The sequence below is a fragment of the Mesorhizobium sp. BR1-1-13 genome, from assembly GCF_020165515.1.
Taxonomy (GTDB): Bacteria; Pseudomonadota; Alphaproteobacteria; order Rhizobiales; family Rhizobiaceae; genus Mesorhizobium.
Map to the genome: position 1 here is coordinate 144,547 of NZ_JAIUIH010000010.1, position 22,920 is coordinate 167,466.

The window sequence follows — 22,920 nt, forward strand, 5'->3', positions numbered from 1 at the left end:
TTTAATTCCGTTTCAATTTATAGCGTGACCGCCTCGCCGATCCCAGGCACGACAACATTCACGCCCGAACCTTCCATTCCGGCGACGAATTTGTCGGGCGTCTGGTCGAGCAGGCCGAAAGTCGCATAGTGGCATGGCACGGCGACGTCGAACTTGAAATAGCGGCGGCAGGCGAGAGCCGCGACAGCGCCTCCCATGGTAAAGCGGTCGCCGACCGGCACGAGGCCGATCTTAGGCTCATGCAGCTCGTTGACCAGCGCCATGTCCGAGAAGATGTCGGTATCGCCCATGTGATAGAGCGTCTTGTCGTCCTGGAAATGCAGGACCAGCCCGCAGGGATTGCCCATATAGATGCCGTCCCCATAGGACGAGGAATGCAATGCCTGGACAAAAGTCGTCGTGAACGGGCCGCAGTCCACCGTGCCACCGGTGTTGCCTTGGTTGATATTGTTCTGGTCGACGCCCTGGCCGCCGAGATAGTCGCAGATCTCGGGATTGGCGACCAGCATCGCTCCCGTCTTCTTGAGGATCTCCAGCGCATCGCCGACATGGTCTCCGTGACCATGCGTCAAAAGCACATGGGTGACACCTTCGGCCGGGCCTTCCCAGCTTTTCTTCCATAGCGGATTGCCGCTCAGGAACGGGTCCATCAGGATGCTTGCGCCCGCCACCTCGATCTTGAAGGCGGATTGTCCGTACCAAGTCAGTTTCATCAGCGAGTTCCTCGATTTTTGCTCCGTCGGAGGATAGAACGGCGTCAGCTCAAGAGCAAAGTGTTACGGCGTCCTCGCGTGTTCAAAACGCCGCGACGGCGCTGTCGGGTCAAAGGAAAACCGTTGGCTATCATTACCATCGAGGAATTGCCGGCACGGCTGGCCGGCGGCAGGACGCTTGCCGGGCTCGATCTCGGCGACAAGACAATCGGCGTCGCCGTTTCGGACCGTGGCTTTTCCTTCGCGCATCCGCGTCCTGTCATCATGCGACGAAAATTCTCGCTCGACGCGGCCGTGCTGCTGGATCTGCTGCAAAAGGAGAATGCCGGCGCGGTGGTGATTGGGCTGCCGGTCAACATGGACGGCTCGGAGGGCCCCCGCGCGCAGAAATCGCGCGCCTTCGTACGCAACATGGCCGCCTTGAGCGACCTTCCCTTCCTGCTATGGGACGAGAGGCTGTCGACGGTAGCCGCCGAACGGACGCTGATCGAGATGGATTTTTCGCGCGCCAAGCGCGCCGGCAAGATCGATTCGGCCGCCGCCGCCTTTATTCTGCAGGGAGTTTTGGACCGGCTTCGCTCGCTCGGTGCAGCCGCTCGTACTGCACCGGAACCGCCGCCCGCCTCCTGATCCAGCCGATGATTTCACGGCGGCGGCGAAACGCCCAGATCGCCAGCAGCAGCAGGCCGTCGAATATACAGGCTCTTCCAACCATACCGGGAATGATTGCCGGGTCGATGCCGAGCATCTGGCCGTAGAGTTGGAAGACGAAATCATGCAACTGCCGGCTCAGCATGACGTAGCCGAAATTCATGTCGTTGAGCGACAGGTAGAACCAGCCCCAGAAAAGCGCCATCGGAGCCGCCCACAATGCGAAAATGTAACGCATCAGCGGCCTCCCTTCCGGGTCGGCTCGGGCCGGCCGGATATCAGCGAAAGCAGGGAATTGTGGGCTGCGGCCCTGGCCATGCTGTGCGCCGTGGCGTGGATTTCGACCTCATCCGATGCGGCCAGCGTGCGGCGCTCGGCAAGCATGGCGACATAGGAGGCCAGAAGTGCGGCCAATTGCACGGCGACGACCAGGAACAGCCCGTTGATGCCTTGCGCCGCGCCACCGACCAGGATGAGCGACAGCACGCCGGAAGCGCAGATGAAGGCGACGCGTGCAACGCTGTCGGCGCCCGGATTGCTGGCATTGTTGATCAGCGCCTCGACAAAGGTCCAGAAGAACAGCACCGCCACGACAAGCAGGGCCGTGGCCAGAGGCGCAACCACGACGACATTTTCGAGATCGACGAAGCGGGCGCTCTCGATTGTCACGCCCAGCACGCCAAGCGCCCCGGCCACCCCGCGGTTTCCATCGATGCAGATGATCGCCAGCAGGGCGAAAACGATCGTCCAGTGCAAGGCGAGAAAAGAGGTCAATACCTGTCGCATCGTGATTCCTGCTTCGACAGGAACGACAGTGGGCTTTGCCGCCAGCCCTCGCAACGGAAACCATTTGTTAAGGTTAACGGCGCAGGGGAATGACCAAGGCGTGGTCCATGGCTGCTGCTCAGGTTGTTGGCGGATAAAGCGTGTCGATGATCATGCGCGCATCATGGCGCGAATCGAGCATGCCGTAGGTGTTGCGCCACTGGCCCGCCAGCCGCGTCTCGACGAAGGCATCGGCGATCCGCCCTGCCCCCAACCGGCGCAATTCCGCCGCCGCCGCGGACAGCGCCAGTTGCTCCGTCAGCAGGCGGGCCGAGCCTTCGTCGGTCGCGGCCACCTGCATCGCCGCCTTCAGCACACCGATGGTGCCGCGTCCGCCCGCGCCCAGGTCGCGATCGATGCCGGCAAGCACCTCCTCGAACAGGCCCGGCGCGCGGCCAAGCACACGCAGCACATCCAGTGCCATGACATTGCCCGACCCTTCCCAAATCGCATTGACCGGGGCTTCGCGACAATAGCGGGCGAGCGGCGCCTCCTCGACATAGCCGTTGCCGCCGAGGCATTCCATCGCCTCGTAGAGCAGCGGCGGCGCGATCTTGCAGACCCAATATTTGACGACCGGCGTCATGGCGCGGGCAAAGGCCGCCTCGCCGCGATCGCTCGCCGCCTCGTCGAAGGAACGTGCCAGCCGGAACGACAGGGCCGTGGCAGCGGCGACGTCGAGCGCCAGGTCGGCCAGCACGCGCTGCATCAGCGGCTGCTCGATCAGGTTGGTGCCGAACACCTGGCGATGGCGGGCGTGATGAACGGCTTCGGCCAGACCCGCCCGCATGATCGCCGAAGACGCCACGGCGCAGTCGAGCCGGGTCAAGGTCACCATGTCCATGATCGTCTTCACGCCGGCGCCCGGCTCGCCGACCATCTCGCCGATGGCGTTGACGAACTCCACCTCGGAAGACGCATTCGACCGGTTGCCGAGCTTGTCCTTCAGGCGCTGGAAACGGAAGCCGTTGCCCGAGCCGTCGCCAAGGACGCGCGGCACGAGGAAGCAAGACAATCCCTCGGGCGCCTGCGCCAGCACCAGGAATGCATCCGACATCGGCGCCGACATGAACCATTTGTGGCCGGTCAGGCGATAGAAGCCGCTGCCGACGCGCTCGGCCTTCGTCACATTGGCGCGCACATCCGTGCCGCCCTGTTTCTCGGTCATGCCCATGCCAAGCGTAAGCCCGGTCTTCTCGACCGGCGGCTTTTGGCTCTGGTCATATTTGCGCGTCGTCACGCGCGGCGCCCACTCGCGGAACAGTTTCGGGCTCGCCATCAGCGCTGCCAGCGAAGCACTGGTCATGGTGATGGGACACAGATGTCCGGTCTCGAGTTCGGCCGTCAGGTAGAACCGGGCCGCGCGCACCTGATGGCGGCGGCCGATCTCGGCATCGCCGTTCTCCCAGACCGAGGAGTGCAGCCCGTTGGCGACGGAACGGCGCATCAAGGCGTGATAGGCGGGGTGAAACTCGACCAGATCGATGCGCCGGCCCTGGCGATCATGCGTCCTGAGCCTCGGCGTTTCGACATTGGCGAGGCGGGCCAGTTCCTGGGCCTCCTGCGTCAGCACGAAGCGGCCGAGCCCGTCGAGATCCTTGCGCACCGGATCGGAAAAGCGCTCGGCAAGCTGGATCAGCAACGGATCGCCCCGCCAGGCGTTGCCGCCTGTCAGCGGCGGCGGCTGGTTCGTCACGTCGTCGGTCACGCTTCATCCTTACTGCCAGGCGGCTACGAATCCGGAGCCATCGGCTAGATATAGCCCAAGGCGCACGACGAAAATACCGGGGAGAACAGCCGCAATCCAAAGCTGGCGCTTGCAGCCATGGAACGTCCACCCTATAGCAGCCCCTTGAGATGACCGACGCTTCGTCCCTGCCACTCTATCCTCACCGCCATCTTCTGGGCATCCGCGACCTTTCCCCCGCCGACATCGAGCTTCTGCTCGACAGGGCGAACCGGGCTGTCGCGATCTCGCGGCAATCCGAGAAGAAAACCTCGACGCTGCGCGGCCGCACCCAGATCAACCTGTTCTACGAGGCTTCCACGCGGACGCAGTCGTCGTTCGAGCTGGCCGGAAAGCGTCTCGGCGCCGACGTCATGAACATGTCGGTGGCGAGTTCCTCGGTGAAGAAGGGCGAGACGCTCATCGACACGGCCATGACGCTGAACGCCATGCGGCCCGACATATTGATCATCCGCCACCAGTCGGCGGGTGCGGCCGCCCTTCTGGCCCAGAAGGTCGGCTGCTCCGTGGTCAATGCCGGGGACGGCGCGCATGAGCACCCGACGCAGGCACTGCTCGACGCGCTGACCATCCGCCGCGCCAAGGGTCCCCTGTCGAAACTGATCGTGGCGATCTGCGGCGACATCCTGCATTCGCGTGTCGCCCGCTCCAACATCATGCTGCTCAACGCGCTCGGCGCGCAGGTGCGCGTCGTCGCGCCCTCGACATTGCTTCCCTCGGGAATCGACAGGATGGGCGTGATCGTCACCGGCTCAATGGCCGAGGGCCTGAAAGATGCCGACGTGGTGATGATGCTGCGCCTGCAGCGCGAGCGGATGGAAGGGGCCTTCGTGCCTTCGGTGCGCGAATATTTCCGCTATTTCGGCCTCGACGCCGAGAAGCTGAAGGCCGCGAAAGACGATGCGCTGGTGATGCATCCGGGCCCGATGAACCGTGGCGTCGAGATCGCTTCGGAAATCGCCGACGGCCCGCAGAGCGTCATCCAGGAACAGGTCGAGATGGGTGTCGCCGTGCGCATGGCGGTGATGGAAGCCCTGCTCGATCCGCGCCGCAACCACGAGGGCCGCGGCGCATGAGCATCACGGTCTTCGAGCGCGCCCGCATCATCGACCCCTCGCGCGGCGTAGACGAGACCGGGACGGTCATCGTCGACGGGAAGAAGATAGCCGCCGCGGGCAAGGCTGCGCTGAACCAGGGCGCGCCCGAGGGCGCCACCGTCGTCGACTGCGCCGGCAAGGCGGTGATTCCAGGCCTGATCGACGGCCGCGTCTTCATCGGCGAACCGGGCGGCGAGCATCGCGAAACGATCGCGTCGGCAAGTGTCGCCGCGGCTGCCGGCGGCGTCACCTCGATCGTCATGATGCCCGATACCGATCCGGTCATCGACAATGTGGCCTTGGTCGAATTCGTGCTGCGCACCGCCAAGGACACGGCAATCGTGAATATTTTCCCGGCCGCCGCCATCACCAAGGGCCTCGATGGCCGCGAGATGACCGAATTCGGCCTGCTGCAAGAAGCCGGCGCCGTCGCCTTCACCGACGGCCGCCACACCATATCCAGCGCGCTGGTGATGCGCCGGGCGCTGACCTATGCCCGCGATTTCGGCGCAACCATCGTGCACGAAACCCAGGATGCCGACCTCGCGTCGTCGGGCGTGATGAACGAGGGACTCTACGCCAGCTGGCTGGGACTTTCCGGCATTCCGCGTGAGGCCGAAACCATCCCGCTGGAGCGCGACCTTGCCCTGGCGCGCCTGACGCGCGGCGCCTACCACGCGGCAAAGATATCGACGGCGATGGCGGCGGCATCGGTGGCGCGCGCGAAGACCGACGGCGCGACCGTCACATCGGGCGTGTCGATCCACAATCTGTCACTCAATGAAAACGACGTCGGCGAATATCGCACCTTCTTCCGGTTGACCCCGCCGCTGCGCGCCGAGGAAGACCGCCTGGCGATGATCGAAGCGATCAGGGACGGCACGATCGACATCATCGTTTCCTCGCACGATCCGCAGGACGTCGACACCAAGCGCCTGCCCTTCGCCGACGCGGCCGCCGGCGCCATTGGGCTTGAAACGTTGCTGGGCGCCGCCTTGCGGCTCTACCACAATGGCGACGTGTCGCTGCCGCGGCTGATCGAGACCTTGTCCACGGCGCCGGCACGGCTGTTCGGCCTGCCTGGCGGCACGCTCAAGCCAGGCGCTCTCGCGGACCTTGCGCTTGTCGATCTGGATGAACCCTGGATCGTCAGCGAAAGCGGCATTCGCTCGCGCTCGAAAAACACCTGTTTCGAAGGCGCGCGCCTGCAGGGCAAGGTCTTGCAAACGCTGGTGGCGGGCCGCAAAGTATTCTCGGTCTGAGCTGGCGGCCGCGCATCGCGCCGAATCCAGCCCGTCAGGGGGAAATGCGGGGGGAACAATGACTTACAACCTGATCCCGGCGCTGGTGCTCGGCTATTTCTTGGGCTCGATTCCGTTCGGGCTTCTGCTGACCCGTGCGGCAGGGCTTGGCGACGTGCGCCAGATCGGCTCCGGCAATATCGGCGCCACAAATGTGCTACGCACCGGCAACAAGGGCCTTGCCGCGGCCACACTGCTGCTCGACGCGCTGAAGGGCACGATCGCCGTGCTGATCGCGGGCCATTTCGCGCCCGAACTCGGCGCTTGGGCCGGCCTTGGCGCCTTCCTCGGCCATCTCTTCCCCATCTGGCTCGGATTCAAGGGAGGCAAGGGCGTCGCCACCTATCTCGGCGTGCTGATCGGCCTTGCCTGGCAGGTGGCGCTGATCTTCGCCGTCGTCTGGCTGGCCATGGCGTTCCTGTTCCGCTACTCCTCCCTTGCAGCGCTGACGGCCGCGGTCGCCGTGCCGATCGCCCTCTATTTCCTGAGCACACCGCAGATTGCCGCATTGTTCGTGGTGATGAGCCTGATCGTCTTCATCAAGCACCGGGCCAATATTTCACGCCTGCTTGCCGGCACCGAGGGCAAAATCGGGGCGAAGGAGTGAGCAAGCCGGTCGCCGGACCGCGCCTCAGCGACCGGCAGCGGTTGAGCTGGCTTCGACTGATCCGCACCCAGAATGTAGGTCCCGCCTCCTTTCGCGACCTGATCAACCGGTTCGGTTCGGCCGAGGTCGCGCTGGAAATGCTGCCGGAACTGATGATTTCGGGCGGCGCCAGCAGGATCGCCCGCATTCCCTCGATCGCCGAGGCCGAAGCGGAACTGGAGGCCGCAAGGCGGGCAGGCGCCCGCTTTGTCGGTATCGGCGAGCCAGACTATCCCGCCCTGTTGAAAAACATGGACCATCCTCCGCCGCTGCTGGCGGTGAAAGGCGAAGGCGCAGTGTTCCGGCTGCCTGCGGTGGCTATCGTCGGCGCCCGCAACGCCTCGCTCGCCGGCATCAAGATGGCGCGCATGCTGGCGAGCGACCTTGGCCGCGACGGTTACGCCATCATCTCCGGCCTCGCGCGCGGCATCGACACTTCAGCGCATCAGGGCAGCCTCTCGACCGGCACGATCGGCGTGCTGGCTGGAGGCCTCGATCTGCCCTACCCGCCTGAGAATGCCGGCCTGTGCGACGAGATCGTCGAGCGCGGCGGCGCCATCATTTCGGAGATGCCGTTCGGCTGGCAGCCGCGTGCCCAGGATTTTCCGCGCCGCAACCGCCTTGTCGCGGGTGCGGCGGTCGGTCTGGTGGTGGTCGAGGCGGCGCAGCGTTCCGGGTCCTTGATCAGCGCCAGGCTTGCAGGCGAAATGGGCCGGCTGGTGTTCGCCGTACCCGGCTCGCCGCTTGATCCACGCGCCGCCGGCACCAATGGCCTGCTCAAGGACGGTGCTACCTTAGTCACCGAAGCCGCCGACATTCACAGGGCAATCGCGCCGCTGACCGGTTTGCGGGCCCCCGAACTGCCGCCCTTTGAAGATCCCCCCGATTTCTCGGCCAGGCCGCCACCCAGCGAAGACGACCGCGCCAGGGTGACAGAAGCGCTCGGCCCGTCTCCCGTGGCGATCGACGAGATCATCCGCCACACCGGCCTGCATCCGGCCCAGGTATTCATGGTGCTCTTGGAGCTCGACCTCGCCGGCCGGCTCGAACGGCATGCCGGCGGCAATGTCTCGCTGGTCTTCGCGGAAGGCTGACAGCCTCCGTCAGTGGTGATCGCGCTTCTTCTGTTCGCTCTCGGTGTAGTCGGGCGTGTTTGCGCCGAACAGGTCCCTCTCGACGGCCTTTCGCCAGACCGCGTCGGCGTCTTCAGGACGCGACGGATCGAAAGTTGTCTCGGTGTCCTGCATGCGCCGGCGCGAACGCCGTCGGAGCCACGCGGGCATGATCTCGTGAATGAGGCTGGTGAACTGGACCATTGATCAACTCCCTGAACCCGTTCTTCAACATGCAAGATGCCCCTGCGCGGCCTCAGCTCTGCCGGGCAGAGGGCTGGACCACCTCCTCAAACCGGCCCGTGCCGGATTGGTCGTGGCATAGGGATTCGAGCCAGTTAAGGGTCTCGCCGACATCGGCCAGCGCGTGGCGCGCAACGGTTTTCCCTTGCGGTTTGATGCGGACCGAAATGCCATCCATTTCATTGACGGCTTCGAAGCCGTTCTCGTCCGACGTGTCGTCTCCGAGGAATACGGGAACCCGCCCCCGGAAAGCCGGCAACTCGCAGAAACGCCTGATTGCCGCTCCCTTGGCCGCTTCGAGCGGCATCAGTTCCACCCCCGCATTGCCGGCAAGAACCCGATATCCCAGCGGAAGCCGCTCCAGGGCCTGTTCGACCAGTTGCGTCGCCCGTTGCAGCAACTGCGGCGCCGCACGCGTATGGATGGCCAGGATCGGGCCCTTGCGCTCGATATAGACATCCACATTGTCCAGTTCCGCCTCGATTTCCTCGGCAAGCGCGGCAATGTCGGCGGGCTCGTCGGCCGCCTGGACAGGCCCGTCACGGACAAGCCGGTGCTCCAGGCCGTATAGACCCGCGGCCGGCAGGCGCAACGGCTGGAAGAGCCGGTCGACGGCGGAAACGGATCTTCCTGTAATGAAAGCCAGAGCGCCAGCCAGACGCTCGTCCAGCCTTGTCAGCATGCTTCGCAACGCATCGCCGACGACCACTGCATCCGGATGCGCGGCATGTTCGAGAAGCGTACCGTCAATGTCCAGGAAGAGTGCCCATCGGCCTTGCGGGACGGTCGGCACGGACAGATTTGCCGATCCCGACATCACAGCGCCGCGACCCGTTTTCGATCAAGCAACGATATCACATTAGCCGCGGCAACGGAGCCCGGCCCGGCGGGATCGATCGCGATTCGCTTGCGCAAGCGGGCGGCATCTAGAAGCATGCTGCCCGCCCAGCGATAGACATTGTTGTCGCGGACGATCTCGCGCATGCGCTGCATGCGCTGGCGCTGCTCGGCGGGCACCATGGTCAATGCCTGCAGCAACGCCTCGGCCATCATCGTCGCGTCGTAAGGATTGACGATCAGCGCCTCGAGAAGCTCCTTGGAAGCGCCGGCAAACATGCTGAGCATCAACACGCCCTGTTCGTCGTCGCGCGCGGCGACAAATTCCTTGGCGACCAGGTTCATTCCGTCGTGGAGGCTGGTCACCATGCAGACGTCGGCGGCTCGGTAGATTTCGTAGACCTGCTCCTGGGAATGGTGTTCAGCCACCATCAAGACCGGCGTGTAGCCGTCCCGGCCATAACGCTCGTTCAGCTCCGCCGCGCAGCGCAGGCATTCCTCGTACAGTTGCTGGTAGGCCGGCAGGGTTCCGCGGCTTGGCGCCGCGATCTGCAGGAACGCCACCTCGCCGATCCACTCCGGATGCTGCTTGAACAGTTCGTCCAAGGCGTGGAACCGGTCGAGAATGCCCTTGGTGTAATCGAGGCGCTCGACACCGACACAGAGGCTGACATTGTCCGCCAGCCCGAATTTTTCGCGAATTCGCGCGCGGCACTGCGCGATGGCAGGCAATTTCCCGAGTTGAGCCGGCGGCCACTCTATCGAGATCGGATAGGCGTGGACCAGGCTGGTCTGGCCGCCATAGGAGATGGCCGAATCCTCGCGCTCGATCCTGCTTTCCAGGAAGCGGTCGACGCTCTCGATGAAGTTGTTGCAGTGGAATTGCGTATGAAAGCCGATGATCGAGCTCCCCAGCAGGCCGTCCAGTATCTTTTCCCGCCAGGGGCAGATGCTGAAGACTTCCGAATTTGGCCACGGAATGTGCCAGAAGGTGATGACGATCGCATCGGGCAGGCGTTCCCGGATCATTCGCGGCAGCAGCGCGAAATGATAGTCCTGGACAAGCACGATCGGGCGCTCGTTGCGGGCTTCGGCAACCACGGTATCGGCGAATTTGCGATTGACGGCTTCGTATGTTTCCCAGTCGGACGTGCGGAAGACGGGCCGGGTAAAGGCTATGTGGCACAGGGGCCAGAGACCCTCATTGGCAAAACCCAGATAATAGCCTTGCTGTTCCTCGTCGGTCAGCCAGACACGTCGCAACGTATAGGACGGGTTCTCCGGTGGAACCTCTATGCGGTCGTTCTGGTCGACGACGAGATGATCCGCCGAGCCGCCGCCATAGGCTATCCAGGTTCCCGCGCAGGCACGGGTGATCGGCTCCAGCGCCGAGACAAGTCCACTCGCCGGCACAACCAGGTCGACATTGTCATCCCTGAGATTGTGAATGTAGGGCTCGCGGTTGGAGACGACGATCACTTGCGCATCCGGCAGTTCCTTCGCCAGGATTTCGCGCAGTGTAGAGGGCGACCAGTTGACGAGCGCCGCGTCGGCGGAATGGCCATTCTTTTCGAACTCCCGCAATACGACGCGAGCCTGTGGAGGCTCGACATTGGCCGGCCCTAGCGGGGTCCGGTGGGATCGCAGCGCGGAAATCACCAAGGCAACTAGGGAAACGCAGAGGCTGGCAAGAATGACGAACCATAGAGCGGAGGCGGAGTGGAGGAAGTCGAAACCGTTGTCTGCCATTGATGTGAATTGCTCCGGCCTGAATCGCGCCTCTCGCGGGGTGATTGTGCAACGCACGTGGCCGGGTATGGTTCCGGTTTTCAGCTCCGCACAATCAAAGGCGCCAATCCTTCATGGCGGTCGGCCAGGAAGGCGCCCACACGATCCCCTACCCGCTGGAACGTCAGGTCGACTGCCGTGCCCGCCACCGCGAGATGGCGGATCACCAGGCTGTCGATGCCGATTGGCAGGCGTGGCCTTGTGACATGGATTTCGCCGGCCCAGCCGTCGATATGGAGGCCTAGACAGGCCTGCATCAGCATGAAGGCGGAACCTGCCGACCAGGCCTGCGGCAGGCAAGCGACCGGATACGCGATCGGCGCCTCGCCCGGTGCGCGGGTGAAGCCGCAGAAGAGTTCGGGAAGGCGCATGTTGAAATGGACGGCGGATTCGAACGTTCCGCTCATCAGCCGCACCACGTCTTCGCGGATGCCGTATCGCCCCAGACCGGCCGCGCATATCGCGGTGTCGTGCGGCCAGATGGAGCCGTTGTGATACGACATGGGATTGAAGAATATCGCGTCGTCGGCCAGCGTTCTCAGTCCCCAGCCGGTGTGGAAAGAAGCCGACAGCAGCTGATCGGCGACGATCCGCGCCCGATCCGGATTCGGAAGGCCGACATAGAGCAGATGCCCGGCATTGGATGTGCGCACCTCGCAAGGCTGGCCGTCGCCGTCGAGCGCCAGCGCGTAATAGCCCAGCTCTTCGATCCAGAAATGGCTCTCAACCCGCTGGCGGATCTCTTCGGCCTTTCTTTCCCAACCCTCGGCTCTTTCGGTTTCGCCGCGCCGGTGGGCCAGTTTTGCCAGGCCCTGGAACGCTGCGAAAACATAGCCCTGCACCTCGACCAGTGCGATCGGCCCCGTCGGGATGCGACCATCCGCATGAAAGACGGAATCGAAACTGTCCTTCCATCCCTGGTTGGCGAGGCCCGATTCCGCCGCACGCCGGTAGGTGACGAATCCGGTCGGGCCGCTTGCCGCTTCGATCCATTCGGCGGCCGCACATAGCGATTGCCACAGGCCGTCGATAAAGGTCATGTCGCCGGTGCGGTCCGCGTAAGCGCAGGCGAGATGAACATAGAGCGGGGTGGTGTCGACGCCGCCATAGTAGCGGCCGAACGGCAACTCGCTCAGTGCCGTCATTTCGCCCTTGCGCGTTTCATGCATGATCTTGCCGGGCTGAGAGTCGCTGAAAGGCGAGGTTTCGGTCGCCTGATGCTGCGCAAGAAAGGCAAGCACGCCGCGCGCCAGGCCGGGATTGAGCCAGAGCATCTGCAATGCCGAGATCACGCCGTCCCTGCCGAAGGCCGTCGAGAACCACGGAATGCCGGCATAGGGATAGGGGCCGGTCGCGAGTTCGGTGGTGAGCAGCGCCACGTCGGCACGGGCGCGCTCCATCCAGTCGTTGAACACCCTGCCCGAACTGTGCAGCGTCGCACCATGGCGGCGCTTGGCGCGCATGCCGAAACGCGCGCGGGCCGCTGCGGCGCGAAACCGGTCGCGGTCGGGCACATCCGCTATCTCGCTGCCGACCTCCACATACAGCGTCTTGCGGCTACGCTTGGTGACGGCAATGTAGAAATCCGCCCGGTCGGAGGTCAACTCGTCGGGTTTCTGCGAAAACGATATCGTCGACGTACGCACTACCTTGTCCAGGCCTTCATACCGAAGCAGAACCGAGTTCTGGTCCATCTCGGCCGTATGGGCGGTGCCTCGTTTGGCGCGCGTCGAGCCACGAACTTCGAACATGTCGCGGAAATCGGCGGCGAAGCGCAGCGAAAGCAGGACGGTCGAATGTTCCTGGCTGTAGTTGGAAAGGGTCAGGCGCTCATACAGCCGGTCCTCCCACAGCAGCCTGACACGCTCGATGTGGATCGCTCCTTGCGGGATGGGACGGCCGCCGGCGCTCTCTATAGGCAGATTGGTCAGGTTGGAGGTGAACAGGACATTGTCCTGGCTCAGCGATGCGCCCAGCAGCGATGTCGAACGCCCGCCGACCGCCAGGCGGAATTCGGAAAGCACGCGCGTGTCGTCGCGGAAGAAGCCGTCGCCCACACCGCGTATGTCGCCATAGGAATCGGCGACGGCGAAGCAGTCGCCATGCTTGAGTGCGAAGAGCCGGTGCGGTTCCCTCGGCGCGGTTTCGTCCAGGGAGGCCAGGGCTATTGCGGGATCGAGCTTGCGCTCGTCAAGTTGGGTGATGGTCAAGAAGACTGTCCCGTGCTTGTTTCTGAACGGGGCACTGTACTAGGAAGCCCGGATTTGTTGAGTGTCGATTGCCTGTGAATAGGTCGCGACATAGTCGCGCGCCATACGGTCGGCTGAGAACCGTCCTTCGAAAACGGCCCTTATCCGGCGCCTGTCGAGCTGGAGCAGGGCCGGCATGGTAGCGACGGCATCCTCGATGGTTTCGACGACGAAGCCGGTCACACCGTGATCGATGATCTCGGGCATGGCGCCGCAGCTCCAAGCCATGACAGGGGTTCCGCAGGCCATCGCCTCGATTACCGCCAGACCAAAAGGCTCGGGCCAGTCGATGGGAAACAGCAAGGCAGCGGCGTTGCCGAGAAACCTGCTCTTCTGGTCCTCGCTGATCTCGCCGACATATTCGACGCGATCGCCATCGATCAGCGGCTGGACGACCTCCTCGAAATAGGCCCGGTCGCCCTCGCCCACCTTGGCCGCGAGCTTGAGCCTCAGGCCCGTGCGCCTGGCAATCTCGATCGCCCGGTCCGGCCGCTTGTCGCGCGACATCCTGCCAAGGAACGCCAGATATGTGCCGTCGGAGCCGGCTTCAAAATCCGGCCTATAGAGATCGAGCGGCAGCCCATGATGGATGGTCGCCAACCAGTTGGCGGACGTGAGCCTCGTCCTCTGGCTGCGTGAAATGGAAATCATCGGAAAACGCGGGAACCGCTCATAGGCCTGCGCCATATCCACATAGTCCAGCCTGCCATGCGGCGTCGTCACCGTTCGCTCCGGCATATGGCGGAAAAACGGGAAATGCATGAAGTGGCTGAGATGGAAGTGAAGAATGTCGAAATCGTCGGCCTGTCTCCTGACTTCCTCAAGCATCGACAAATGCGCCGCGATCTCCGACTTCAACGGCCGCGGATCGAGGCGCAGCGCCCGTTCCCGGCACGCGACCAGCCGGGCGGAGGTCCTGGTATCGCCGCTGGCAAACAACGTTACATCGTGGCCGAGCCCGACCAGAGCTTCGGTGAGATAGGAGATGATGCGTTCGGTGCCTCCATAGAGCCTTGGCGGCACGGATTCATACAGCGGCGCGATATGGGCGATCTTCATTGGCCTGCGTTCCCTCAATAAGCTGGTCACAGGCAAAAATGCATCAGCGGCGCGATCGTTCCTCCGCCATCGGCAGATGCGTCACTCTCGTGTTTGATGTTCTCCCGGGCGGCCCTATTTCTTTAGGTGCTGGTTCCGTGCGCGACGACCACCCCGAGGAGGTTCCGATGCAGCAACCGAAGGACATTGCGGCCCGGCGGCTGGACATGATCATCGAACAATATGTCGAAGCCAGAAAAAAACAGCGCTTCGGCTATGTTTCGACGGACCAGGCCGCCAGGGTCATTCACAGAATCCTGAAACCCACGCCTTCCGATCCCTCCTTTTCGGATCACGAACTCGACGACATGGTCGCCGCCCTCGCTGTCAAGAACGGATTGGCCGTCGTCTTCGACCGCGGCGTCAGAGGGTCGGTCGGCGGTAGCGAGGCGGAGCTGGACAGAAAGGACCCGGCCATGAGAGCACCAGCGGAAGGCCCCGACGTTGCCGGTGCGGTGGACGCGATCCTGGTTCAGCAAAAAACCGCCCCGCCATCGATGAGGGCGATGATCTCACTGCTGCGCGAACGCACCGGCACCAGCCGATCGGACGCGGACCTGGAAGGACTGATCGCCAAAAAGGCCGCTGTCCTGAATGTGCATTTGTCGCGGGACTGAGTGGTGAGCGCGATGGGATTCGAACCCATGACCTACTGATTAAAAGTCAGTTGCTCTACCGGCTGAGCTACGCGCTCCCGTGGGCTGGAAACGGCGCCCTCGAAATTGCGCGGAACATAGGGAGAGTGCCTCGACCGGTCAACCGGAAAAAACGGGCCACCAAGCCATGCGTACCCGCCGTGCCCGCTCTCCCGGCTGGCCGTTTCGGCAAAGACATGCCGAACCTTCGCCAGGCAGGCGAAAGACCCTGTGGCCTCCATCGATCCCAAACCGGAGAAACATTACAAATCAGCAACTTGCCTTTTCCAGGAACAATTCGCGAGCGTACCCGTTCCTCCGCCACAAGGGACGTCAACCTTTCAAGGAGAAGATCATGAACAAAGTCCTGTCGGGTTTGCTGGCGACCACACTGTCAGCTTCGTTCGCAGTCGCGGCCGCCATGCCGGTCGAAGCCTCACCGGCCTATGTGCCGCAGCCTGCATCTGTCTCGTCCGATGTCCAAACCGTTCAGTACAGGCCGTGGGAGCGGCGCCGTAACTTCCGCGGCGAGTTTCGCGGCAACCGCAACTTCTACCGCGACAACCGCGGAGCCTACTGGAACGGCCATCGCGGCTACCGTGAATACCGGCCGGGCTATCGCCGTCACGGCGATTTCTGGTTCCCGCTTGCTGCTTTCGCCACTGGCGCGCTGATAACCGGCGCGATCGCCAACAACCGGAACCGCGTCTACGAAGGCAATTCGCACGTGCAGTGGTGCTATGACCGTTACCGTTCGTACCGCGCATCCGACAACACGTTCCAGCCGTATAACGGCCCGCGCCAGCAGTGCATTTCACCCTACTGATGGGCGACAGTGTTCGTCAAAGGATAGAAAGTCAAAGCCCGTGCCGGAAATGGCGCGGGCTTTCTGTGGTTGGTCGAAAGACGACAGACAGTTTGTGATCAGTTGGCCCACTTGATGGTCTTCAAGATCAAATACAGACCCCCTTGGACGCTCGGGGAACGGTAGGCTCCCAGTGCATTGCAAATCCTGACCGTGGCGCCGGCCAGTCCCCAGCCGAGCGCCTCGAGGTTGTCGGTATTGGTCACGTAAGCCTGAGCCAGATCATCGATGCCGTTCTCCTCCCCGAAGGATCGAACCCGCTTCGCATCGTCAAGGACCTCCCCCGGCAAGTTTGAATTTGCCCAGGCCCAGAGCCAATTATTGGCTCCGACACTCGTGGTGCCTGCAACCTGGATTTCAGCGACGACCTTGACGACGCCTTCCTCCGAAAAAAGAAGCGTGCCCGCCGTCAAATCATAGTCATAGCGGGACCAGCTACCGAGGCGGAAATCGCGCAGGCGTGTATTCTTGGCCTTCAGCTCGTCGAATGCCTCGTCGCGCCACGCTGGATACCAGTCTGGATGTTTCACGCCCGTTATCCCCTCGCCCGAGCCTTTCACTGCGCTCCTTGCTATGGCACACTCAGCGTCCTGCGAACAGCATCGCGCCACCCCGCCAGCTTGGCCGAGCGTACCGCTGGTTCCATGTCCGGTCTGAAGCGCCGGTCGAGCGCCCATGTCTTGGCGAATTCCCGCGCCTTCGGCCACACGCCCGCCTTCGAGCCGGCGAGCCAGGCGGCACCGAGCGCGGTTGTCTCCAGAATGGTCGGACGGTCGACCGGAGCGTCGAGAATGTCGGCCAGCCGTTGCATGGTCCAGTCGGATGCCACCATGCCGCCATCGACCCGAAGCACCGTCTTGGCCGCCGTACCCTTCCAATCCTTGCGCATGGCATCGAGCAGATCGCGCGTCTGGTAGGCGACGGATTCGAGCGCGGCGCGGGCAAACTCCGGCGGTCCCGAATTGCGGGTCAGGCCGAAGATCGCACCCCGCGCCTCGGCATCCCAGTGGGGCGCGCCGAGCCCGACAAAGGCCGGCACCAGATACACATCCTGGGTCGGATCGGCCTCGGCCGCCAGCTTGCCGCTCTGTTCGGCCTTGCCGATCACCTTGATGCCATCGCGCAACCACTGTACGGCGGCGCCGGCGATGAAGATCGATCCTTCCAGCGCATAGGTGGTCTTGCCGTTCAGCCGATAGGCAATCGTGGTCAACAGCCGGTTCTTCGAGCGCACCAGATCGGCGCCGGTGTTGAGCAGCGCGAAACAGCCGGTGCCGTAGGTCGATTTCATCATGCCGGGCTCGAAACAGGCCTGGCCGATGGTCGCTGCATGCTGGTCGCCCGCAACACCGAGGATCCTAATCTCGGCACCAAAGAGATTTTTCTGGGTGATTCCAAAATCATCGGCGCAGTCCTTCACCTCGGGGAGCATCCTTGCCGGAACGTTCAGGATGGCCAGCAGCTCGTCGTCCCAGGCATTCTTCTCGATGTTGTAGACCAGCGTGCGGGAGGCGTTTGTGGCGTCGGTGGCATGCACCTTGCCGCCGGTCAGACGCCAGATCAGGAAACTGTCGATGGTGCCGGCCAGCAATTCGCCTTTCTCGGCGCGTCTCCTGGCGCCTTTCACCTTGTCCAGCATCCAGGCTATCTTCGTGCCGGAGAAATACGGATCGAGCAGCAGGCCGGTCTTCCTGGTGAAGGTCTTTTCCAATCCCTGCTTCTTCAGCTTCCGGCATAGCGGCGCGGTGCGCCGGTCCTGCCAGACGATCGCGTTGTGGATCGGCTTGCCGGTGGCCCTGTCCCAGATGACGACGGTCTCGCGCTGGTTGGTGATGCCGAGCGCGGCAATGTCCGATGCCTCCCGCCCGGCATTCTTCAATGCGCCCTTCACGGTCGCCACGACGCTGTCCCAGATATCTTCCGGATCATGTTCGACCCAGCCGGAAGCAGGATAGTGCTGGGTGAATTCTTGCTGGCTGCTGCCGACGACTTTCATGTCGCGGTCGAACAAAATCGACCGGCTCGATGTCGTGCCTTGGTCGATTGCCAGGACAAAGCCATTCATTCGCACTTCCTCCGTCATGATACAAAGAAGGGAGACGGCAACGTGCCGCCTCCCTGAATTTCACACGGGCGCGAGCGCCCGCATAGGACAGTCCTACTTCTGCCAGCTCTTGACCAGTTCGTCATAGTTGATGGTCTGCGGCTTCTCCTTCTCGTTTTCGATCTTGAGCTGAGGAGCGAGATTGCCGGCCTTGACCGCGTCGGCGTTCCAGTAGGCGAGATCATGTTCCTGGGCGAGCTTCGGCCCGATATCGCCCTGGACGCCGGACCTCTCGATGCGGCCCATGACCTTCTCCTGCTCGGCGCAAAGCGAATCCATCGCCTCCTGGGCGCTCTTTGCGCCCGACGAGGCATCGCCGATCGCCTGCCACCACAGCTGTGCCAGCTTCGGATAGTCCGGCACGTTGGTGCCGGTCGGCGACCATTGCACGCGGGCCGGCGAGCGATAGAACTCGATCAGGCCGCCGAGCTTCGGCGCGCGCTCCGTAAAGCTCTTGTCGTGAATGGTGGAGTCGCGGATGAAGGTGAGGCCGACATGGCTCTTCTTCACGTCCACCGTCTTCGAGGTGACGAACTGGGCGTAGAGCCAGGCGGCCTTGGCACGGTCGGTCGGGGTCGACTTCATCAGCGTCCACGAACCGACATCCTGGTAGCCGAGCTTCATGCCGTCCTTCCAGTAGACGCCGTGCGGCGACGGAGCCATGCGCCATTTCGGCGTGCCATCGTCGTTCATGACGGGTAGGCCGGGCTTGACCATGTCGGCGGTGAAGGCCGTGTACCAGAATATCTGCTGGGCGATGTTGCCCTGCGCGGGAACCGGGCCGGACTCCGAGAAGGTCATGCCCTGCGCTTCCTGCGGTGCGTAGGCCTTCAGCCAGTCGAGATACTTCTGGATGGAATAGACGGCGGCTGGACCGTTGGTATCGCCGCCACGGGCCACGCAAGAGCCGACCGGACGCGAGTTCTGGTCGACCTTGATGCCCCATTCGTCGACCGGCAGACCGTTAGGAATGCCCTTGTCGCCATTGCCGGCCATGGACAGCCAGGCATCGGTGAAGCGCCAGCCGAGCGACGGGTCCTTCTTGCCGTAGTCCATATGGCCGTAGACCTTCTTGCCGTCGACGTCGCGGCCGGTGAAGAACTCGGCAATGTCCTCATAGGCAGACCAGTTGACGGGAACGCCGAGATCGTAGCCGTACTTGGCCTTGAAGTCGGCCTTGTTCTTCTCGTCGTTGAACCAGTCGTAGCGGAACCAGTAGAGGTTGGCGAACTGCTGGTCGGGAAGCTGATAGAGCTTCTTGTCTGGCGCGGTCGTGAAGGAGGTACCGATGAAATCCTTCAGATCGAGATTCGGATTGGTGACGTCCTTGCCGTCGCCCTCCATCCAGTCGGTCAGGTTGCGCACCTGCTGGTAGCGCCAGTGCGTGCCGATAAGGTCGGAATCGTTGACCCAGCCGTCATAAAGGTTCTGGCCGGTCTGCATCTGGGTCTGGATCTTCTCGACGACGTCACCTTCCTGGATGACGTCATGCGTGACCTTGATGCCAGTGATGGCGGTGAAGGCCGGCGCCAGCACCTGCGATTCATACTGGTGGGTGGCGATGGTTTCCGACACGACCTTGATGTCCATGCCGGCGAACGGCTTGGCCGCATCGATGAACCACTGCATTTCCTTTTCCTGATCGGCGCGCGAAAGCGTCGACAGATCGCCTATCTCCTTGTCCAGGAAAGCTTTTGCCTCGTCCATGCCGGCGTAGGCGTTGCCCACGCCGAGCAGCAGGACAAGGGCGGTGGTCGATGTTAAAAATTGCCGTCGCATTGTGTTTCCTCCACGTTTTGAAAAGATTTCAAGTGCGATCTGGAGCGGTCGCCAGCAAGGCGGCCGCTCCAACAGTTCCCCCTCTATACGTAGCGGAAGACGCCGATGGCGTAGACCACGGAGAGAGCGAGAGCCCACCACAGACTGGGTCCGACAAGACCCAGCCAAGCGAGATGGATGAAGGCGCTGCCAAGCAGCGAAACGAAGAGACGGTCGCCGCGCGTCGTCTTGAAACGCAGCACGCCGATGCGCGGATTGCCGCCCGGCGAGGCATATTCCCAGACACCCATGCCAACCAGCAGCAGCGCTATGACGGCGAAGAAGGCGGCCGTCGGCCAGGTCCACGCCATCCACGAGAAGTCGAGGTTCATGGTCACACCCTCCCCAGGGCGAAGCCCTTGGCGATGTAGTTGCGGACGAACCAGATGACGAGCGCCCCGGGGATCAGCGTCAGCACGCCGGCTGCAGCGAGCAGGCCCCAGTCCATTCCCGACGCCGACACAGTGCGGGTCATGGTAGCGGCGATCGGCTTGGCATCGGTGGTGGTCAGCGTTCGGGCGATGAGCAGTTCCACCCATGAGAACATGAAGCAGAAGAAGCAGGCTACGCCGATGCCGCTGGCGATCAGCGGCATGAATATCTTCACGAAAAAACGCGGAAACGAATAGCCGTCTATGTAGGCCGTTTCGTCGATCTCCTTCGGCACCCCGGACATGAAGCCCTCAAGGATCCACACCGCCAGCGGCACGTTGAACAGGCAGTGCGCCAGCGCCACCGCGATATGCGTGTCGATGAGGCCAAATGCCGAATAAAGCTGGAAGAACGGCAGCGCGAATACCGCCGGCGGTGCCATGCGGTTGGTCAAAAGCCAGAAAAACAGATGCTTGTCACCGAGGAACCGGTAGCGCGAAAAGGCATAGGCCGCCGGCAGCGCCACGGCGACCGAGATCACCATGTTCATCACCACATAGGTGATCGAATTGATGTAGCCCGAATACCACGACGCATCGGTGAAGATGATGGTGTAGTTGCGCAGCGTCGGCGCATGCGGATAGAGCGTCAGCGAATTGACGATCTCCGCATTGGTCTTGAAGCTCATATTGATGAGCCAGTAGATCGGCAGCAGCAGGACGATGATGTAGAGCGTCGGCACGATCCACCACCAGCGCGATTCCTCGCCACGGCGGCGCATGCGCCTGTCCAGTTCGCTTTGCGACAGCGAACTGGCGAGTCTTTCCGAAGCGGCGGTCCCGTTCACCAGGTTGCGCTCGGTGCGTTCGTTGGCGCCGGCCATATCAGCGCTCCGCATCGTAGTTGGTCATCACGGTGTAGAACACCCACGACAACAACAGGATGATCAGGAAGTAGACCAGCGACATCGCCGCCGCCGGACCGAGGTCGAACTGTCCGAGCGCGGTCTTGACGAGGTCGATCGACAGGAAGGTCGTCGAATTGCCCGGACCGCCGCCGGTGACGACGAAGGGCTCCGTGTAGATCATGAAACTGTCCATGAAACGCAGCAGCACGGCAATCAGGAGCACGCGCTGCATCTTCGGCAATTGGATGTAGCGGAACACCGCCCAGCGCGAGGCGCCATCGATCTTGGCCGCCTGGTAGAAGGCATCGGGGATCGAGACCAGGCCGGCATAGCAGAGCAGCACGACGAGGCTGGTCCAATGCCAGACGTCCATGATGATGACGGTAACCCAGGCGTCGAACGGATCCTGCACGTAATTGAAGTCGATGCCGAGCGCGTTGACGTAATAGCCGAGCAGGCCGATATCGTTGCGGCCGAACACCTGCCAGATGGTGCCGACGACATTCCACGGGATCAAGAGCGGCAGCGCCATCAGCACCAGGCAGACCGGCACGCCCCAGCCCTTTTTGGGCATGTTGAGGGCAATGAAAATGCCAAGCGGCACTTGGATCGCCAGGATGATGAAGGAGAAGATCAGGTTGCGCACCATGGCTTCCCAGAAGCGATCGGAATGCAGCAACTCCTCGAACCATTCGGTCCCCGCCCAGAAGAAGACGTTGTTGCCGAACGTGTCCTGTACCGAGTAGTTGACGACGGTCATCAGGGGGATGACGGCCGAGAACGCCACCAGCACGAGCATCGGCAGCACGAGGAACCAGGCCTTGTTGTTCCAGGGCTTTTCCATTTACGCCCCCATCTCGACACGCCAGGAATCGGCGTAGATGTTGATCCCGGCTGGATCGAACCGCACTTTTGGATCGGCGGGAACGGTTTCGTCCTCGCCGATGACGGCGGCGATCTCGCGGCCTTCCAGACTGGCGCGCACGACCTTGTGGCGGCCCACATCCTCGACCTTGCTGACGTGGACGGCCATGCCATCGCGGCCGAGCCTGACATATTCGGGACGGATGCCGAGTTCGACGACGCCGCTTCCGGCCTTCGGCGCGCCTGGCAATTGGATGCGCTGGGAGCCAAGCGTCGCTGTCTTGCCATCGATCGCTACCGGCATGACGTTCATGCCGGGCGAGCCGATGAAGTAGCCGACGAAGGTGTGGCGCGGCCGCTCGAACAGCTCGGCCGGCGTGCCGATCTGCACGATGCCGCCATCATACATGACCACCACCTGGTCGGCGAAGGTCAGCGCCTCTGTCTGGTCGTGCGTGACATAGACCATGGTGTAGCCGAAGCGGCGATGAAGCTGCTTCAACTGCGAGCGCAGCACCCACTTCATGTGCGGGTCGATGACGGTCAGCGGTTCGTCGAACAGGATCGCATTGACATCCGAGCGCACCAGTCCGCGGCCGAGCGAGATCTTCTGCTTCTGGTCGGCGGTCAGGCCCCTCGCCTTCTTCCTGGCCCAGTCTGCCAGGTCGATCATGTCGAGCGTCTCGCGCACCTTGCGGTCGACGTCGGCCTCCGGAACGCCGCGGTTGCGCAGCGGGAAGGCCAGGTTGTCGTAGACGGTCATCGTGTCGTAGATGACCGGGAACTGGAACACCTGGGCGATGTTGCGCTCCTGCGTCGACAACCGGGTGACGTCCCTGCCGTTGAACAGCAATTGGCCGTGCGATGGGTGGAGCAGGCCCGAAATGATGTTGAGCAGCGTGGTCTTGCCGCAGCCGGATGGGCCTAGCAGCGCATAGGCGCCACCGTCCTCGAAAGTGTGGTGCACCTCCCGCAGTGCGAAATCCGCATCGGTGCGCGGGTTCGGCAGATATGAGTGCCTGACATGGTTGACGTCGATGCGCGCCAT

General features: G+C 62.9%; 23 protein-coding genes and 1 tRNA gene. 7 read left to right on the forward strand and 17 right to left on the reverse strand.

The window, feature by feature from the left end:
- Positions 1–17 precede the first annotated feature (17 nt).
- Positions 18–713, reverse strand: a complete 696-nt coding sequence (locus tag LB533_RS22200) for a metal-dependent hydrolase (RefSeq protein ID WP_140638209.1) — start codon at positions 711–713, stop codon at positions 18–20.
- A 123-nt stretch (positions 714–836) separates the two neighbouring features.
- Here LB533_RS22200 and ruvX point away from each other — a divergent pair, with 123 nt between their 5' ends.
- Positions 837–1,343 (forward strand): Holliday junction resolvase RuvX, encoded by a 507-nt coding sequence (ruvX, locus tag LB533_RS22205; protein WP_140638210.1) that lies wholly within the window; start codon positions 837–839, stop codon positions 1,341–1,343.
- Here the strand turns inward: ruvX and LB533_RS22210 are convergent.
- The 3 genes from LB533_RS22210 to LB533_RS22220 form a co-directional block, all read right to left on the reverse strand.
- Entirely contained in the window at positions 1,261–1,602 is a 342-nt protein-coding gene (locus LB533_RS22210; RefSeq protein WP_140638211.1) for a DUF6105 family protein, read from the reverse strand. The genes ruvX and LB533_RS22210 overlap by 83 nt on opposite strands.
- A complete protein-coding gene (locus LB533_RS22215; protein WP_140638212.1) occupies positions 1,602–2,150 on the reverse strand; it encodes a hypothetical protein in 549 nt (182 codons plus the stop codon). The genes LB533_RS22210 and LB533_RS22215 overlap by 1 nt, the downstream gene beginning before the upstream one ends.
- A gap of 118 nt (positions 2,151–2,268) precedes the next feature.
- Positions 2,269–3,897: a DNA alkylation response protein gene (locus LB533_RS22220; protein WP_224678236.1), complete on the reverse strand. Its 1,629-nt coding sequence runs from the start codon at positions 3,895–3,897 to the stop codon at positions 2,269–2,271.
- Positions 3,898–4,046: 149 nt separating this feature from the next.
- Between LB533_RS22220 and LB533_RS22225 the strand changes: the two genes are divergently transcribed.
- From LB533_RS22225 to dprA, 4 genes are read left to right on the forward strand one after another with little or no spacing between them, the layout of a single operon-like run.
- The gene (locus LB533_RS22225) at positions 4,047–5,012 is read left to right on the forward strand and encodes an aspartate carbamoyltransferase catalytic subunit (protein WP_140638214.1); all 966 of its coding nucleotides are present in this window, start codon (positions 4,047–4,049) and stop codon (positions 5,010–5,012) included.
- Positions 5,009–6,295, forward strand: coding sequence for a dihydroorotase (locus LB533_RS22230; RefSeq protein ID WP_224678237.1), 1,287 nt, complete (start codon positions 5,009–5,011; stop codon positions 6,293–6,295). Before LB533_RS22225 ends, LB533_RS22230 begins: the two co-directional genes overlap by 4 nt.
- Before the next feature lie 58 nt (positions 6,296–6,353).
- Entirely contained in the window at positions 6,354–6,941 is a 588-nt protein-coding gene (gene plsY / locus LB533_RS22235) for a glycerol-3-phosphate 1-O-acyltransferase PlsY (protein WP_224678238.1), read from the forward strand.
- Entirely contained in the window at positions 6,938–8,074 is a 1,137-nt protein-coding gene (gene dprA / locus LB533_RS22240; protein ID WP_224678239.1) for a DNA-processing protein DprA, read from the forward strand. Before plsY ends, dprA begins: the two co-directional genes overlap by 4 nt.
- Before the next feature lie 9 nt (positions 8,075–8,083).
- Here the strand turns inward: dprA and LB533_RS22245 are convergent, their stop codons facing one another.
- The 5 genes from LB533_RS22245 to LB533_RS22265 form a co-directional block, all read right to left on the reverse strand.
- A complete protein-coding gene (locus LB533_RS22245) occupies positions 8,084–8,296 on the reverse strand; it encodes a hypothetical protein (protein ID WP_224678240.1) in 213 nt (70 codons plus the stop codon).
- A gap of 52 nt (positions 8,297–8,348) precedes the next feature.
- Positions 8,349–9,152, reverse strand: a complete 804-nt coding sequence (otsB, locus tag LB533_RS22250) for a trehalose-phosphatase (RefSeq protein ID WP_224678241.1) — start codon at positions 9,150–9,152, stop codon at positions 8,349–8,351.
- Positions 9,152–10,921: a trehalose-6-phosphate synthase gene (locus tag LB533_RS22255; RefSeq protein WP_140638220.1), complete on the reverse strand. Its 1,770-nt coding sequence runs from the start codon at positions 10,919–10,921 to the stop codon at positions 9,152–9,154. Before LB533_RS22255 ends, otsB begins: the two co-directional genes overlap by 1 nt.
- A gap of 80 nt (positions 10,922–11,001) precedes the next feature.
- On the reverse strand, positions 11,002–13,164 hold the full coding sequence (locus tag LB533_RS22260; protein ID WP_140638324.1) for an amylo-alpha-1,6-glucosidase: 2,163 nt from the start codon (positions 13,162–13,164) through the stop codon (positions 11,002–11,004).
- 45 nt (positions 13,165–13,209) lie between these two features.
- Positions 13,210–14,268: a glycosyltransferase family 4 protein gene (locus LB533_RS22265; protein WP_140638221.1), complete on the reverse strand. Its 1,059-nt coding sequence runs from the start codon at positions 14,266–14,268 to the stop codon at positions 13,210–13,212.
- A gap of 137 nt (positions 14,269–14,405) precedes the next feature.
- Here LB533_RS22265 and LB533_RS22270 point away from each other — a divergent pair, with 137 nt between their 5' ends.
- Positions 14,406–14,924 carry a hypothetical protein gene (locus LB533_RS22270; RefSeq protein ID WP_224678242.1) on the forward strand — a complete coding sequence of 173 codons (519 nt, stop codon included), beginning with the start codon at positions 14,406–14,408 and terminating at the stop codon, positions 14,922–14,924.
- 1 nt (position 14,925) lies between these two features.
- On the opposite strand, the gene LB533_RS22275 is transcribed toward LB533_RS22270, so the two are convergent.
- Positions 14,926–15,001, reverse strand: a tRNA-Lys gene (locus LB533_RS22275).
- Positions 15,002–15,297: 296 nt separating this feature from the next.
- Here LB533_RS22275 and LB533_RS22280 point away from each other — a divergent pair.
- Positions 15,298–15,768: a BA14K family protein gene (locus LB533_RS22280; RefSeq protein WP_140638222.1), complete on the forward strand. Its 471-nt coding sequence runs from the start codon at positions 15,298–15,300 to the stop codon at positions 15,766–15,768.
- Positions 15,769–15,866: 98 nt separating this feature from the next.
- Here the strand turns inward: LB533_RS22280 and LB533_RS22285 are convergent, their stop codons facing one another.
- From LB533_RS22285 to LB533_RS22315, 7 genes are all read right to left on the reverse strand, one after another.
- Positions 15,867–16,337, reverse strand: coding sequence for a DUF6882 domain-containing protein (locus tag LB533_RS22285; protein ID WP_140638223.1), 471 nt, complete (start codon positions 16,335–16,337; stop codon positions 15,867–15,869).
- A gap of 41 nt (positions 16,338–16,378) precedes the next feature.
- Positions 16,379–17,872, reverse strand: coding sequence for a glycerol kinase GlpK (gene glpK / locus LB533_RS22290; protein WP_140638224.1), 1,494 nt, complete (start codon positions 17,870–17,872; stop codon positions 16,379–16,381).
- Positions 17,873–17,965: 93 nt separating this feature from the next.
- Positions 17,966–19,690 (reverse strand): ABC transporter substrate-binding protein, encoded by a 1,725-nt coding sequence (locus LB533_RS22295; protein ID WP_140638225.1) that lies wholly within the window; start codon positions 19,688–19,690, stop codon positions 17,966–17,968.
- Between the two features lie 83 nt (positions 19,691–19,773).
- A complete protein-coding gene (locus LB533_RS22300; RefSeq protein ID WP_140638226.1) occupies positions 19,774–20,061 on the reverse strand; it encodes a DUF2160 domain-containing protein in 288 nt (95 codons plus the stop codon).
- 2 nt (positions 20,062–20,063) lie between these two features.
- Positions 20,064–20,984: a carbohydrate ABC transporter permease gene (locus LB533_RS22305; protein ID WP_140498790.1), complete on the reverse strand. Its 921-nt coding sequence runs from the start codon at positions 20,982–20,984 to the stop codon at positions 20,064–20,066.
- 1 nt (position 20,985) lies between these two features.
- Positions 20,986–21,852 (reverse strand): carbohydrate ABC transporter permease, encoded by an 867-nt coding sequence (locus tag LB533_RS22310; protein WP_140638227.1) that lies wholly within the window; start codon positions 21,850–21,852, stop codon positions 20,986–20,988.
- Entirely contained in the window at positions 21,853–22,920 is a 1,068-nt protein-coding gene (locus LB533_RS22315) for an ABC transporter ATP-binding protein (RefSeq protein ID WP_140498794.1), read from the reverse strand.

Excerpts from the sequence above, each read along its gene's own strand:
- LB533_RS22200 (WP_140638209.1), bottom strand. The coding sequence starts at position 713 with ATGAAACTGACTTGGTACGGACAATCCGCCTTCAAGATCGAGGTGGCG.
- LB533_RS22210 (WP_140638211.1), bottom strand. The coding sequence starts at position 1,602 with ATGCGTTACATTTTCGCATTGTGGGCGGCTCCGATGGCGCTTTTCTGG.
- LB533_RS22215 (WP_140638212.1), bottom strand. The coding sequence starts at position 2,150 with ATGCGACAGGTATTGACCTCTTTTCTCGCCTTGCACTGGACGATCGTT.
- LB533_RS22225 (WP_140638214.1), top strand. The coding sequence starts at position 4,047 with ATGACCGACGCTTCGTCCCTGCCACTCTATCCTCACCGCCATCTTCTG.
- LB533_RS22230 (WP_224678237.1), top strand. The coding sequence starts at position 5,009 with ATGAGCATCACGGTCTTCGAGCGCGCCCGCATCATCGACCCCTCGCGC.
- plsY (WP_224678238.1), top strand. The coding sequence starts at position 6,354 with ATGACTTACAACCTGATCCCGGCGCTGGTGCTCGGCTATTTCTTGGGC.
- LB533_RS22245 (WP_224678240.1), bottom strand. The coding sequence starts at position 8,296 with ATGGTCCAGTTCACCAGCCTCATTCACGAGATCATGCCCGCGTGGCTC.
- otsB (WP_224678241.1), bottom strand. The coding sequence starts at position 9,152 with ATGTCGGGATCGGCAAATCTGTCCGTGCCGACCGTCCCGCAAGGCCGA.
- LB533_RS22255 (WP_140638220.1), bottom strand. The coding sequence starts at position 10,921 with ATGGCAGACAACGGTTTCGACTTCCTCCACTCCGCCTCCGCTCTATGG.
- LB533_RS22265 (WP_140638221.1), bottom strand. The coding sequence starts at position 14,268 with ATGAAGATCGCCCATATCGCGCCGCTGTATGAATCCGTGCCGCCAAGG.
- LB533_RS22280 (WP_140638222.1), top strand. The coding sequence starts at position 15,298 with ATGAACAAAGTCCTGTCGGGTTTGCTGGCGACCACACTGTCAGCTTCG.
- glpK (WP_140638224.1), bottom strand. The coding sequence starts at position 17,872 with ATGAATGGCTTTGTCCTGGCAATCGACCAAGGCACGACATCGAGCCGG.
- LB533_RS22295 (WP_140638225.1), bottom strand. The coding sequence starts at position 19,690 with ATGCGACGGCAATTTTTAACATCGACCACCGCCCTTGTCCTGCTGCTC.
- LB533_RS22300 (WP_140638226.1), bottom strand. The coding sequence starts at position 20,061 with ATGAACCTCGACTTCTCGTGGATGGCGTGGACCTGGCCGACGGCCGCC.
- LB533_RS22305 (WP_140498790.1), bottom strand. The coding sequence starts at position 20,984 with ATGGCCGGCGCCAACGAACGCACCGAGCGCAACCTGGTGAACGGGACC.
- LB533_RS22310 (WP_140638227.1), bottom strand. The coding sequence starts at position 21,852 with ATGGAAAAGCCCTGGAACAACAAGGCCTGGTTCCTCGTGCTGCCGATG.
- LB533_RS22315 (WP_140498794.1), bottom strand. The coding sequence starts at position 22,920 with ATGGCGCGCATCGACGTCAACCATGTCAGGCACTCATATCTGCCGAAC.